The following is a 13,344-nucleotide window of genomic DNA, read 5'->3' as shown; positions in this document are numbered from 1 at the left end:
GGCTCAGGCGCCCAGCGCCTCAGGCGTCGAGTTCCGCCGAGGTGGGCGGGTTCGCCCCCGGCCGCGACACCGTGATGCTCGCGGCCCGCGCGGCGCGGTCGAGCAGCTGCTGCAGCACCTCGTCGGACACCCCACGAAGCCGTTCCTCGACCCCGGGCCCCGCGATACCGGCGGTCAGCAGTCCGTCGATCAGCGCACCCATGAACGTGTCGCCGGCACCGACGGTGTCGGCCACCTGCACCCGCGGCGTCTCGATCTCGAGCACGGAACCGTCTCTGACCGCGACAGCCCCGTCACCACCCATCGTCACGACCACGAGTCCCGGCCCGGCCGCGACCCACTCCCGAGCGGCGTCGACCGGTGCCACACCGGGCAGCAGGAACGCGACGTCCTCGTCGCTCGCCTTCACGACGTGCGCACGCGCGATGCAGTCGAGCGCCGCCTGACGGACGCGGGCCGCGTCGTCGATGAGCGACGGCCGGATGTTCGGGTCGTAGGTGATGAGCGCCGAGGGACGACGCGCCTCGACCAACTCGCGGAGGCGGTCGGCACTCGGCTCGAGGACCGAGGCGATCGAGCCGGTGTGGACGACGGCGGCGTCCGGCGCACCCGCGGCCTCCAGATCGAGCGAGAGGTCGAACTCGTAGGTGGCCGCGCCCTCGGCGTCGAGGGTCGCCTGCGCCGTGGACGTCCGGCCGGTCGGAGCGGACACGAGGGTCACCGCGGACGCGTCGAGCCAGGAGCGGATCGCCACGCCTCGCTCGTCGTCGCCCACATGGGTCACCAGGGCCGGGGCGCGGCCCAGCCGACCGAGGGTGATCCCGACGTTCGCCGGGCTGCCGCCGGGACTCTCCGCCTGCGTCCCGTCGAGCCGCCGGACGATGTCGATGAGGGTCTCGCCGGCGATGAGGACGTCGGTCGTGGGGGCTGCGTGCATGGCATCTCTCTCTGCTGGATCCGAGGGTCGGGTGGCGTCAACCGGCGTCGGTCGACACCGCGGCGATGAGCGAGTCGCGCTCGATGATCGGCATGGTGACCAGCTCGTGCCCGAGGGCGTGCTGACCGAGGAGCATCGAGGCTCCGAGCGCGCCGATCTCCTGGTAGGGCAGCCGTGCGGTGGTGAGGCCCGGGCGCAGGTAGCCGGCGAGGATCTCGTCGTCGAAGGAGACGACGGAGACGTCCTGCGGGATCCGACGTCCCTGTTCGAGCAGCACCTGGTAGGCACCGAAGGCGACGCCGTCGTTCGCGGCGAGGATGGCCGTGACGTCCGGGTGGCGCTCGAGGAGCGTGGCCGTCGCCTCGTAACCGGGTTCCGGCTGCCACTCGACGATGTCGACCCGAGCAGGTTCGATCCCGGCCTCCGCGAACGCCGCGGCGATGCCTGCGAAGCGGAGTGCCACCGTGGCCGTCTGTCGCGGATCGTCGATGACGTCCTGCGGCAGGTCGCCGACCACGCCGATCCGTCTGTGGCCCGCGTCGACGAGCCGTTTCGCGACCGCGTACCCGGCCGCACGTTCGTCGGGCAGGACGTTCGCGTGTCCCGAGGAGGACGCTCCGTTGAGCACGACGACGGGGACACCGGTCGAGGTGGCGGGGAGGTCGATGAGGCGGGCGCCGAGGAGGCCGATGAGGATGCCGTCGACCCGGTGGTCGATCATCGTCTCGAAGGCGCGGGCGAGACCACCCTCGATCCCCTCGGTCTCCGCGATGAGCATCGTGTGGTCGTGGGCCTTCGACACCTCGAGCGCACCGCCGATGAGCCCCGAGGCGTGCCGGGTGAGCGTGACCTCGTCGGAGATGAACCCGATCGTCCTGGTCTTCCCGCGGCGCAGCACCTGGGCCGCGGGGTTCGGGCGGTAGTCGAGCTCCGCCGCGGCGGCGCGTACCCGTTCGACGGCGTCCGCGGACAGCCGGGAACCGGGGCGGTCGTTCATGATCATGCTCACCGCGGCCTTGGACATGCCCGCGCGCTCCGCGACGTCCGCGAGGGTCGTGCGGCGGCGTTGCGTGGACATGACACTCCCTCGTGCGGTTTGCTGAATCAGTTCAGCATATCGCGCGGAGCTGTGTTATGTTTCGTCTGCTGAATCCGTTCAGCACCTCCATTCACGGCTCATCGTCCGCGCCCTGCGAACGGTCGGCCCCGATTTCGCAGGAGCAACAACGTGGTTGATCTGAGTCGCAGGGCGGCACTCGCCCTGCTCGGTCTCGGTCTGGCGGGCACGGCCATCTCCTGGCCGCGCCTCACCGGCGGAGACATCCCCGGCCGAGGTGACGACGCCCTCACCGTCGCCCTCTTCGGCACCGCCCAGGACGCCGCCGCCCGGCAGTCGCTCGTGGACGGCTTCCAGAAGCTGCACCCCGACATCCCCGTCCGGATCATCGCGATCCAGGGCCAGGACTGGGGTAACTTCTTCGCCAAGATCCTCACGATGGTCGCGGCCGGCACCCCGCCGGACATCGTGTCGGTCGCCACGGAGGGCACGCAGCTGTTCGCCGAGCGACTCGCCCACCCGATCGACGAGTACGTGCAGCGCGACGCCGCCGAGCTGCAGGAGTACTTCGACGACGTGAACCCCTCGCTCATCGAGTCGTTCATGTACAAGGGCAACCTGTTCCAACTGCCCGACAACTTCAACGCGGCGAACATGTACTACAACACCTCCGCGTTCGAGCGGGCCGGCCTCGAGCGCCCGCGCGACGACTGGTCGGTCGAGGACTTCTTCACCGTCGGCCGCACCATGCAGGCCAGTGCCCCCGGCTCGTTCCTGCCGTACTTCTGGAACAACCGTCTCTGGGGCGGCGTCGTGCCCTGGTTGTACATCAACGACACGAGCTTCCTCACTGAGGAGAAGGCACCCGGCGGCGACTGGATGTGGTCGAAGTTCTACCCGGACGAGACCCCGCGTGGTGGCGGATACCTGTGGGAGAACGCCGACGCACTCAGCGACCGCACCGTCGAGAGCTTCGAGGTCCTGCAGCGCATGGTCTCCGAGGGCATCGCCGCGAACCCCGCCCAAGGCGGCGGCAACGAGCTCGTCTCGCTCTTCTCCCGCGGCTCGGTCGGCATGACGCCGGCCGGCGGGTTCTGGGTCAAGGGCCTCAACGACGCCGGCCTGGGCGACGACGAGTACGACGTCACCTACTTCCCGAAGATGCGCGGCCAGCGCCACCAGTTCGGAGCCGGCGGCTACGCGATGATGCAGACCTCAGAACGCAAGGACGAGGCGTGGGAGTGGATGAAGTACTGCATCTCCGTCGAGGGCATGTCGATCGCGCACAGCCAGCCCGACTCGTCGCTGCCTCGGCGCTCGCTCAACGCCGAGCTCTACGGCGGTGACATCGGCCCGAAGCACTGGGAGGTCTTCTACGACACCCTCGACCGGTTCCCGACGACCGGCCCGATGCCCGCACCGCCCCAGCAGGCGGCCGTGGAGTCGGCCCTCATCAAGAACGTGGTCGGCACGATCACGAACGGCCCGAACGGCGTCCGCCGCGGCCTCGAGACGATGCAGCGGGACCTCGAGCTCGCGCTGAAGGGACGATGATGGCACTGCAGTCACCGACGGCGACCCGGGCACTGGTCGTCCCGCCCGAAGCCGAGACCGGACGCCGCAAGCGTGCCCCTCGCGGCAGCCGACTGCTCGTCTGGGTGTTCCTCGCCCCGACGCTCATCGGCCTCGGACTCTTCAGCTTCGTCCCGATCATCGGGTCGTTCGTCCTCGCCTTCTTCCGGTGGGACATCATCTCGGCACCCGAGTTCGTCGGCGTCGGCAACTTCGTCGACCTCGCCGCCAACCCCACGGTGCGCGTGTCCTTCCTGAACACGGTCGGCTTCGTCGTGGTGGCGGTCACGCTGCAGCTCGCCGTCGCCCTCCTGCTCGCGATCCTCGTGCAGTCGCGGATGCCGGAATGGCTGCGTACCTTCTTCCGCTCCGCACTGTTCTTCCCGTTGGTGTTGTCGGCCGCGTCCGTGTCGCTCGTGATGTCGTACCTGTTCAACCAGGAGTTCGGCCTCGTCAACGAGTTCCTCGGACTCTTCGGCGTCGGGAACATCGGCTGGCTGACGACCGGGTTCGGCGCGAAGATCGTCGTCCTCCTCGTCTACGTGTGGCAGAACTTCGGCTTCACCTTCCTGCTGTTCATCGGTGGACTGGCCGCGATCCCGCGCGAGGTCTACGAGGCGTCGTCGCTCGACGGCGCGTACGGCTGGAGCCAGTTCCGGAACGTCACCCTGCCCCTCGTGAGCCCGACGATGCTCGTCGCGTCCGTCATGGCCATCATCAGCGCCCTGCAGATCTTCGACCAGCCGTACGTCCTCACACGAGGTGGTCCGGGAGACGACACCCGCACCGCGGTGATGGTGATCTACGAGTCCGCGTTCCAGCAGCTCGACTTCGGTCTCGCCGCAGCGATCGGCATCGTGCTGACGCTCCTGATCATGCTCGTCACCGCCGCACAGTTCCGACTGAGCAAGCGTTTCGTCTTCTACGGATGAGGTCCCAGATGTCCATCGCAGCAGTCACCCCCGACTCATCACGCCGCCGACTCGCCACGGCCGGGAAGTTCCTCGTCCTCGTCCTCGCCGCGTTCCTCACGCTCGCGCCCGTCGTATGGACGCTCATCACCGCGCTCACCCCCGCGAACGTCGACACCGGGCAGACCGAGTTCGGCCCGGGCGCGTTCATCGACGTCTTCCAGAAGATCCCGATCCTGCTCTACACGTGGAACAGCGCACTGGTGACGCTCCTCATCGCGGCCGGACAGATGCTCAGTGCGGCGATGGCCGGCTACGTGTTCGCGCGCTTCGACTTCGGCGGCAAGCGCATCCTGTTCGGACTGATCCTCGCCACGATGATGGTGCCGATGCAGGTGACGATCGTCCCCGTGTTCATGCTCATCCGCGGCATGGGACTGTCGGACACGCTCCTCGCGCTCATCATCCCGATGATCCCGACGGCGTTCGGCACCTTCCTCATGCGGCAGTACTTCATGGGGTTGCCGCCGGAGCTCGCCGAGGCGGCGCAGATCGACGGCGCGGGACCGTGGAAGATCTTCTTCCGCATCTACCTGCCGCTCGCCGCCCCGGGCCTCGCGATCGTCGGCATCCTCGCGTTCAACTACCACTGGAACGAGTTCTTCCGACCACTGATCCTCACGATCAGCGAGCAGAACTTCACCCTCCCGCTCGGGCTCGTGACCCTGCAGGGCAACCTCGGCACCGGGTCGGTCGCGACCGTCCTCGCCGGTGTCGTCCTGTCCATGATCCCGGCTGCGCTGGTCTTCGTCTTCGGCCAGAAGCCGCTGCGCGAAGGGCTCACCGCCGGCGTCAGCAAGTGACCGGCACCACCGCCCTCCCCTCGATCCGACCGATCTCGAACCGAAAGGAAGCCATGACCGGCCTCCACGCAACGCACGTCCTCGACCGCGGCTTCCCGCTGCTGCACCCCCGACCCGAGGCCGGGTGGTTGAACGACCCCAACGGCATCATGTTCGTCGACGGTCGCTGGCACGTCTTCTTCCAGTACAACCCGGGGTCGGCCAGGCACGAGGACATCCACTGGGGTCACGTGAGCTCGCCGGACCTGCTCGCCTGGGAGGAACACCCGGTGGCCCTGGCTCCACGCCCGAACACCACCGACGGCTTCGGCTGCTGGAGCGGCGTCGGGGTCGTCGATCAGGGCCGGCCGGCCGTCGTGTACTCGGGCGCGCGTGATCGACACGGGTTGTCGGAGGTCGTCGTCGTCCACGGCCCGGCGGATGCGCAGGACTGGAGCGGCGAACGTGTCGTCGCGGCCTCGCTCCCCGCCGATGAGCGCGTGACGATGGTGCGCGACCCGTTCGTCTTCGAGCTGGGTGGGCGCCGCTGGGCGATCCAGGGCGCGGGTCGCTCCGACGTCGGTGGCGCACTGCTCCTCTACGGCGTCGACGACCTCGACGCCTGGACCGAGGAGGGGTACCTGCTGACGGCCGAGGCGCCGGTCGTCTCGGAGCTCGCTCCGTGCGAAGGGTGGGAGTGCCCCCAGCTCGTGCGCGTCGGCGACGACTGGGTGCTGCTGGTCTCGCTGTGGCTCGACGGCCGTCCGCACCGCGGGGTGGCCTGGGTCCTCGGCTCGATGGAGCTCGACGAGGCCACCGGGCGACCCGTGTTCAGAGCCCGCCGGACCGGCATCATCGACGAGGGGTCGAGCTTCTACGCGCCGCAGGCCGTGCAGTCCGACGGCTCGGACGGACAGTCGGAGCGGGTACTGCTCTGGGGCTGGGCCCAGGAGATCGCACCCGAGGGCGTGCGTGGCCGGACGCAGGCGGACACCGAGGAGCAGGGGTGGTCGGGCATGCTGACGTTCCCGCGCGAGCTCGTGGTCCGCGGCGACGAGGTCGAGCTGATACCGGCGCGGGAGCTGACGAGGCTCCGTGCCGAGCTCGTCGACGCGGCGGAACTCCCTGATCAGGCGGAGGTGCGACTCACAGGCGCAGGCACGGCCTCCCTCGAGCTGGAGGGCTCGGACACGCAGCTGATCTGGCGGGGCGAGCTGATCGAAGGCGACGAGGTCCGGATCCTCATCGACGCGTCCATCGTCGAGATCCACCACACCGGGCACCCCGCTCGGACCTTCCGCGCGTATCCGGCCGATGGCGAGCGGTACGCCGTGCGGCACGACGCGGGGGTGCGAGCCGACGCCTGGTCGCTGGCCCTCCCCGTCGCGGGCGGCGTGTCGGCGTCCCACTGACGCGGAGACGCGGTGACGCGCAGCGCTGGGTGCGCCGCGCGTCACCGCATGCGGTTGCCGGACCTACTTCGCGAGGAACTCCAGGACGGCCCGGTTCCATTCCTCCGCGTGGCTGACGTTGACGCCGTGCGGCGCACCCTCGACGACGTACAGCGTCGACGACGGGATCGCCGCGTGCGTCCGTGCACCGGAGCCCTCGAAGGGGACGGTCGCATCGCTGTCGCCGTGGATGACGAGGGTCGGGACGGTGACGTTCGGCAGGTCGTCGCGGAAGTCGGTGTTCGCGAACGACGCCATGGCCTCGAGTGCGGCGGGCTTGAACGCCTGGTGCGCGAGCGCGAGGGCCTCCTGACGCTGCTCCTCCGTGACCTTCAGCTCGCCGTCCACTGAGAAGAAGTCGGTCGTGAACTGGTCGTAGAACGCGTCCTGATCCGCCGTGAGCCCGGCCGTCATCTTCGCGGCCTCGGAGACCGGGAGGGGCCCGTCAGGGTTTCCGGCCGTCTGCAGCAGGTACGGCGGAACCGCGGAGGCGAAGACCGCGCTGTGGATGCGCTCCGAACCGTGGCGGCTGAAGTACCGGGCGACCTCACCGCCACCCATCGAGAACCCGACGAGCGTCACGTCGCGCAGGTCGAGCGCTTCGAGCACCGCCTGCAGGTCGTCGGTGAGCCGGTCGTAGCCGTAACCGGTGAGCGGCTTGTCGCTGCGACCGAAGCCGCGGCGGTCGTAGGTGATGACGCGGTAGCCTGCGGCCTCGAAGGCCGGGACCTGTTCCTTCCACGACGCACCGGACAGAGGCCAACCGTGGATGAGGACGACCGGGCGTCCCGTGCCACCGGTGTCGTCGACGTGCAGGTTCGTGTCCTTCAGCAGGCCGTGGTGTGCGGTGATCTCCGTCATGGTGCTCCTCTCCCGGGCCGCGGTTCGCGGCCACTTAGACCAGCTTCGGCGGAGGCGGCGCGAGCGGATGGGGGCTTGCGAACCGCGAGGCGATGTCCTATCCGCTGAAGACTCCGGCGACGTTGCGACCAGAGACGTTCACCGCTCGGTCGGGAGCAACCCCAACCGCCGCGCGGTGGCCAGCGCGTCCTCGCGGGAGTCGACGCCGAGCTTCCGGTAGACGTTCCGGAAGTGGAACTTCACCGTGTTCGCGGACACGTACAGCGCCTGTGCGACGTCCTGCCGGGTCCGGCCCTCCGCGGAGAGCTGCAGGATCCGGCGCTCGGTGGCGGTGAGCTCCACGAGCTGCACGGTCTCCGGCGTCGGCTCGGGACTCGAGGCGAGCGTCCGCTCGATCCACGCGTGGGTCGCACTGGGCGACATCGTGCCGAGGAGGTGTCGAAGCGGCCTGCGCGGCGCGACCACGAAGGGCGTGAGCATCCCGGTCCGCGCCGTCGTGGCGATCGCCTGGAGGAGGTGCCGCCGACCGTCCTCGTCCGAGTCGTCGGCGAGCGCCGAGGTGATGAGCAGCTCCGTCTGCGCACCGGCGTCGATGCGCTCCTCCGCGAGCCCGGCGGTGGCGAGTTCCCGCGCGAGGGGTTTACGGTCGGTCAGGAGCGCGAGCCGCGAGGCGACCGCCGCGGTGTGGGCGTTCCGGTCACGGCCGTCGAGGAGGACGCTGGCCTCCGTCGGGCGGTCGAGGGCGAGGAGGAGTGACGCTTCCACGGCGTCGAGGAGTCGCTCCGATCCGGCATGACGCAGGCTGCGACCGGCGAACACGCGGGTGCGCTCGATGAGCTGCAGCGCCGCCCGTCGATCGCCCCACAGGAGTGCGTGCTGCGCCTGCGCGTAGGTGATGAACGGGGCCCAGGACCGCTCGCGGTTGACCTGGAGCTCCAGCGTCGCGAGCGCGGCCTCCGCCGCCGCACGGTCGACGCGGGCGATGGCGATCAGCGCCCGGGCGATGGACCCGGACAGTTGGACCAGGGGCACCATCCACCCGTGCGCGCCGCCCCCGTCGTCGTGGCGCTCGAGCCAGCGGTCTGCCTCCACGATCTCGCCGCGCACCGCGTAGAGCAGGGCGAGCTTGCCGGAGGCGTCCCCACCGTTCCGGCCGTCCCAGGACTCGTGCCGGAGCTCGTACGCCTCGCGCAGCACGAGGCTCGCCTCGTGGAGGTCTCCCACGAGCAGTTTCGTGATCCCCACCTGCAGCAGGGCGGTGGGGACGCGGGGCGCGAACTCGGTCGGGCGGTGCACGCGGGCTCGGCGAGCGAGCTCCTCGGTGATCCGCGCGTAGTGCAACGCCCGCTGGTGCCGGCCGTGCACGCGGTAGGCGATCATGAACGCCGTCGATGCGCTCAGGCTGATGCGCGCGAGCTCGGAGCGGGCGCGGTCACGGATGTCGTCGGGATCAGTCGGGAGCTGGAACCGCCCCACCGACTGGTCGAGTGCGTCGGTCTCCCCGCGGATGTTGAGCCGGATCTCGCGGACGGCGAAGACGATGGGGTGGTTCGAGAGCACGCGCGCCGGGAGCGCCTGCAGCGCGCGGTCGAGCGTCGCGAGGTCGAGCGCCATGAGGATCCCCCACTCGTACTCGATCACCGAGACGACCGTGTCCCAGTCCTCCTCCTGGATGGCCGTGGTGAGGAGACGGGTGACCGGGGCGACGTCCGTGGGGTGGAGGAACCCCGCCCCGAGGGAGGGAAAGTACCTCTTCCGACCGGTGTGCACGGGTCAACCCTAAGTGACCGCCACCTGTCGGGGAACACCCGGGGCAGGATGCGGGGTGGTCTTTGGCCGATCCGCCCGGACCGCGTCGGGGTTGCCGCTCTACTGATCCTCGGCCCCGCAGCTGGGGCCAGGTTTTCGGCGGCAGCACCGCCGCTTCACGGGGAAGGCGACACACATGCAGCAGCACACGGGTCGAAGGAGTCACCGCGCACGGTGGCGGAGCCGGTGGGGGGCTCCGTCCGCCGGTCGCGCCTCCATGGGGATCATCGGGGTGACCGTCCTGTCGGCGCTCTCGCTCGTCGGGGTCGGGTCGAGCGCGCAGGCGCTGCCGGGGACGCCGGGGACGCCGCAGTCGGGCTCGGTGGTCTACTCCGAGGACTTCGAGAACGGCGTGACGTCGCCGACGTACCTCGAGGACTACGTCGGAGCCGACGGCACGCGGTACACCGCCGACGCCTCCTGGCGCGACCACACCCAGTGCAACGGCAACATCACGAGCTTCGCCTCGTCCGCGGAACCGCAGTGCCTCGCGGCATCGGCGTCCGGCGAAGGGCGCACGCGGCAGCTCGCCTGGGCCCTCGGCGCCGGCGACACGGCCAACCACTCCGTGAGTGCCTGGACCTCGCAGCAGACCCTCACGATGAACCCGCCGAACGCGGTCGAGTTCGCGACCGTCGACCCGATCGCGCTCACGAGCGCCGGCCGGTACCTCACGACCTCGGTGGATCTCGCCGCGGTGTCCTGCAACGCGTCGCAGCAGCCCGTCCTCGAGTTCTTCCTCACCGACGACCAGGGCGGCGCGCACTCCGTCGGGGCCGTCAACGGCTGTACCGCAGCCGGCTCCCGGTCCGTCACCGCACCGGCCACCGGCGCGGCCGGGGCCGACAACGTCCGTGTCGGCACCTACGTCTCGCCGGGAGCGGTCCTGCTCCCCGGCGCGACCGTCGGCATCGTCGCCCGCAACCTGACCGGTGGCGGCACGGCCGGCAACGACCACGCCTTCGACAACATCCAGGTGCTCGACGTCTCCCCGCAGTTGGACAAGTCGTTCAGCCCGGCGAGCGTCGTCGCCGGTGAGACGTCCACGCTGACCCTCACGATCACCAACACCGACGAACTCGCGGCGAAGAACGGCTGGTCCTTCACGGACGCGCTGCCCGCCGGCCTGACGATCGCCGACGGCGACGCGTCGACCACCTGCCCGTCGGGTGTCGTCACCGCGCCCGAGGGCGGCTCGTCGATCGACGTCACCGGGAACCTCAGCCAGGGCATGATCTCCTGCGCCGTGACCGTCGAGGTCACGTCGCCCGTCGCCGGGACGTTCACGAACGGGCCCGACAACATCACGAGCGTGGGCCTCAACCCGCCGGCCGACGCCACGGTCGAGTTCGTGCCGCAGGCTCCCGCGATCACCGTCGTGAAGTCCGCGTCCCCCGTTGCGGCGGAGTACGCCGTCGGCGACGAGATCACCTACTCCTTCCTCGTCACCAACACCGGCAACGTCCCGCTCACCGACGTCCAGGTCGACGAGGGCACGTTCACGGGGACCGGCGAACTCTCCGACGTCGTCTGCCCGGCGGGAGCCGCCTCGCTCGCGCCCGCGGCGACCGTCACCTGTGAGGCCACCTACACGATGACGCAGGCCGACATCGACGCCGGTACCGTCTCCAACTCGGCCACCGCGACCGGGACACCGCCGCAGGGCCGGCCGCAGGTCTCACCGCCGTCGGAGGTCACCATCCCGGGCGTGGCCCAGGCCCCGGCGCTCTCCGTCGCGAAGTCGGCGACGCCGACCACGGTCGCGCACGCCGGCGAGGACGTCACCTACTCGTTCCTCGTCACCAACACCGGCAACGTCACCCTGACCGACGTCTCGATCGTCGAGGGCGAGTTCACCGGCACCGGCGAGCTCTCCGACGTGGTGTGCCCGGCCACAGCCGGCTCGCTCGCCCCGGCGGCGACCGTCACCTGCGAAGCGAGCTACACGGTCACGCAGGCCGACGTCGACGCCGGCTCCGTGACCAACTCGGCGGCCGCGACCGGCACCCCGCCGGCAGGCGGCGCTCCCCCGGTCTCACCGCCGTCGGAGACCACGGTCGAGTTCCCGGCAGCGCCCGCCATCACGGTGGCGAAGTCCGCGACGCCTACCACGGTCGCGAACGCCGGCGAGGACGTCACCTACTCGTTCCTGGTCACCAACACCGGGAACGTCACGCTCGCCGACGTCTCGGTCGTCGAGGGCGGGTTCACCGGGACCGGTGAGCTGTCCCAGGTCGTCTGCCCGCCCGCGGCAGGCTCGCTCGCCCCGGCGGCGACCATCACCTGCGAGGCCACCTACACGGTGACCCAGGCCGACGTCGACGCGGGATCGGTCACGAACAGCGCGACCGCGACCGGCACCCCGCCGAACGGTGGCACGCCCCCGGTCTCGCCGCCGTCGGAGACCACGGTCGCGTTCCCGGCGACACCCGCCATCACGGTCGTGAAGTCGGCCGATGCAGTGGCCCAGGGCGGCCTCGCGGTCGGCCAGGTCGTCACCTACTCCTTCCTCCTCACCAACACCGGGAACGTCACGCTGACGAACCCGACGGTGGTGGAAGGGGAGTTCTCCGGCGCCGGCGAGCTGTCCGACGTCGTCTGCCCCGCCGAAGCCGCTTCGTTGGCACCGGGCGCGACGATCACCTGCGAGGCCACCTACACGGTCGTGCAGGCCGACGTCGACGCGGGCCTGATCACGAACTCGGCGACCGCGACGGCGACGCCGCCGAACAGCGTGAACGGTGTCCCGCCGGTCTCGCCGCCGTCCGAGGTCACGATCCCGTCGCCGCCCGTCCCCGGTCTCTCGGTGGTCAAGACGGCCGACGTCGAGCGGGCCACGACTGCGGGACAGGTCATCACCTACTCGTTCCAGGTGACGAACACCGGCAACGTCACGCTGCGTGACGTCGCGGTCCAGGAAGGTGACTTCACCGGTACCGGGACGCTCTCCGCGATCATCTGCCCGACGGGTACGGCGCTCCTCGCCCCCGGGCTCCAGGTCGTCTGCACCGCGACCTACACGGTCACCCAGGCGGACCTGAACGCGGGCTCGATCCGCAACACCGCCTTCGGGACCGGCGTGACGCCGGGCGGCGAGTCGTTCACCTCCGACCCGTCCACGGCCACCGTGAGCACGCCGGGTCCGGTGCTCGCCTCGACCGGAACGACCATCGCACCGCTGGTGGTCGGGGCGGCGGTCCTGCTGTTGCTCGGTACCGGGCTCGTCACCCGACGCCGCCTCGTCACCGGGCGCTGACCCGGACCTGACCGATCGGGCGGGTCGAGCCTTCGGGCTCGGCCCGCCCGTCGTACTTCCACCACCACTACCCTGTTGAGGCCATGAGATCCGCGACCACCACGACCCTGCTGCGCTGTGCGGCCTTCGGCGCCGTCGGTGCCGTCATCCTCTTCCTCGTCAGCCCGCTGACGTCGACCGCCGCGGTGCTCAACCCGGTGCTCTACGCCGCGATCGCCGCCGTCACGATGGTGATGCCGATGCTCGCCAGGCGCTGGACGGGCGTCCCCGGTGCGACGGTGCTCACTGCAGCCGTCACCGGGCTCCTCGCACTGCCCGTCACGGCCCTCGGCCCCGCGATCATCGTCGCGCTCGTCGTTCCGGCAGCGGCGATCGACCTGGTGCTCGCGCGCCGCCGTCACCCCGCCCGCGTGACGACCTGGCTTGCGGCGGCGGTTGGCGGCGTCGCGATCTGGGCGCTGTCGTTCGCGGTGATCTCGCCCGACCTCGTCTCGCCGGTGCTCGTCATCGTGCTGCTCGCGGTCCGCGTCGTGAGCTACGTCCTCGCCATGGAGCTGGCCGGTCTCGTCGCCGGGCGTCTCCGCCGTTCCGGCATGCGATCCGTGCGTCGCGGCGACGCCCGCCGAGGATCCTCCGACGCCTGATCCA

Annotated in this window: 10 protein-coding genes; 6 read left to right on the top strand and 4 right to left on the bottom strand. The window is 70.4% G+C overall.

All coding sequences use genetic code 11. The features are described from left to right. Positions 1-19: 19 nt before the first annotated feature. Both RWN05_RS14210 and RWN05_RS14205 read right to left on the bottom strand, forming a co-directional pair. Complete coding sequence (locus tag RWN05_RS14210) at positions 20-937, bottom strand: carbohydrate kinase (protein WP_079002954.1); 918 nt, start codon at positions 935-937, stop codon at positions 20-22. A gap of 37 nt (positions 938-974) precedes the next feature. Beyond that, complete coding sequence (locus tag RWN05_RS14205) at positions 975-2,015, bottom strand: LacI family DNA-binding transcriptional regulator (RefSeq protein WP_314140012.1); 1,041 nt, start codon at positions 2,013-2,015, stop codon at positions 975-977. 150 nt (positions 2,016-2,165) lie between these two features. Here RWN05_RS14205 and RWN05_RS14200 point away from each other — a divergent pair, with 150 nt between their 5' ends. From RWN05_RS14200 to RWN05_RS14185, 4 genes are read left to right on the top strand one after another with little or no spacing between them, the layout of a single operon-like run. Further along, complete coding sequence (locus RWN05_RS14200) at positions 2,166-3,548, top strand: extracellular solute-binding protein (protein WP_071259152.1); 1,383 nt, start codon at positions 2,166-2,168, stop codon at positions 3,546-3,548. After that, entirely contained in the window at positions 3,548-4,498 is a 951-nt protein-coding gene (locus RWN05_RS14195; protein ID WP_079002957.1) for a carbohydrate ABC transporter permease, read from the top strand. The genes RWN05_RS14200 and RWN05_RS14195 overlap by 1 nt, the downstream gene beginning before the upstream one ends. Before the next feature lie 8 nt (positions 4,499-4,506). Further along, positions 4,507-5,340: a carbohydrate ABC transporter permease gene (locus RWN05_RS14190; RefSeq protein WP_079002958.1), complete on the top strand. Its 834-nt coding sequence runs from the start codon at positions 4,507-4,509 to the stop codon at positions 5,338-5,340. A 53-nt stretch (positions 5,341-5,393) separates the two neighbouring features. Further along, positions 5,394-6,731: a glycoside hydrolase family 32 protein gene (locus RWN05_RS14185; protein ID WP_314140010.1), complete on the top strand. Its 1,338-nt coding sequence runs from the start codon at positions 5,394-5,396 to the stop codon at positions 6,729-6,731. Positions 6,732-6,794: 63 nt separating this feature from the next. On the opposite strand, the gene RWN05_RS14180 is transcribed toward RWN05_RS14185, so the two are convergent. Together RWN05_RS14180 and RWN05_RS14175 are read right to left on the bottom strand one after the other, a co-directional pair. Further along, positions 6,795-7,631, bottom strand: a complete 837-nt coding sequence (locus RWN05_RS14180; RefSeq protein ID WP_064294694.1) for an alpha/beta fold hydrolase — start codon at positions 7,629-7,631, stop codon at positions 6,795-6,797. A 138-nt stretch (positions 7,632-7,769) separates the two neighbouring features. After that, positions 7,770-9,401, bottom strand: a complete 1,632-nt coding sequence (locus RWN05_RS14175; RefSeq protein ID WP_314140008.1) for a LuxR C-terminal-related transcriptional regulator — start codon at positions 9,399-9,401, stop codon at positions 7,770-7,772. Positions 9,402-9,672: 271 nt separating this feature from the next. Between RWN05_RS14175 and RWN05_RS14170 the strand changes: the two genes are divergently transcribed. Both RWN05_RS14170 and RWN05_RS14165 read left to right on the top strand, forming a co-directional pair. After that, positions 9,673-12,696: a hypothetical protein gene (locus tag RWN05_RS14170; protein WP_314140007.1), complete on the top strand. Its 3,024-nt coding sequence runs from the start codon at positions 9,673-9,675 to the stop codon at positions 12,694-12,696. An 83-nt stretch (positions 12,697-12,779) separates the two neighbouring features. Then, the gene (locus tag RWN05_RS14165; RefSeq protein WP_314140005.1) at positions 12,780-13,340 is read left to right on the top strand and encodes a hypothetical protein; all 561 of its coding nucleotides are present in this window, start codon (positions 12,780-12,782) and stop codon (positions 13,338-13,340) included. The last annotated feature ends 4 nt before the right edge of the window (positions 13,341-13,344 follow it).

This window comes from uncultured Plantibacter sp. (genome assembly GCF_963518075.1).
Classification (GTDB): domain Bacteria; phylum Actinomycetota; class Actinomycetes; order Actinomycetales; family Microbacteriaceae; genus Plantibacter; species Plantibacter flavus_A.
This window is presented reverse-complemented; position numbering and strand designations above follow the sequence as displayed.

Coding starts and splice junctions, on each gene's coding strand:
- RWN05_RS14210 (WP_079002954.1), bottom strand. CDS start 937: ATGCACGCAGCCCCCACGACCGACGTCCTCATCGCCGGCGAGACCCTC.
- RWN05_RS14205 (WP_314140012.1), bottom strand. CDS start 2,015: ATGTCCACGCAACGCCGCCGCACGACCCTCGCGGACGTCGCGGAGCGC.
- RWN05_RS14195 (WP_079002957.1), top strand. CDS start 3,548: ATGGCACTGCAGTCACCGACGGCGACCCGGGCACTGGTCGTCCCGCCC.
- RWN05_RS14190 (WP_079002958.1), top strand. CDS start 4,507: ATGTCCATCGCAGCAGTCACCCCCGACTCATCACGCCGCCGACTCGCC.
- RWN05_RS14185 (WP_314140010.1), top strand. CDS start 5,394: ATGACCGGCCTCCACGCAACGCACGTCCTCGACCGCGGCTTCCCGCTG.
- RWN05_RS14180 (WP_064294694.1), bottom strand. CDS start 7,631: ATGACGGAGATCACCGCACACCACGGCCTGCTGAAGGACACGAACCTG.
- RWN05_RS14165 (WP_314140005.1), top strand. CDS start 12,780: ATGAGATCCGCGACCACCACGACCCTGCTGCGCTGTGCGGCCTTCGGC.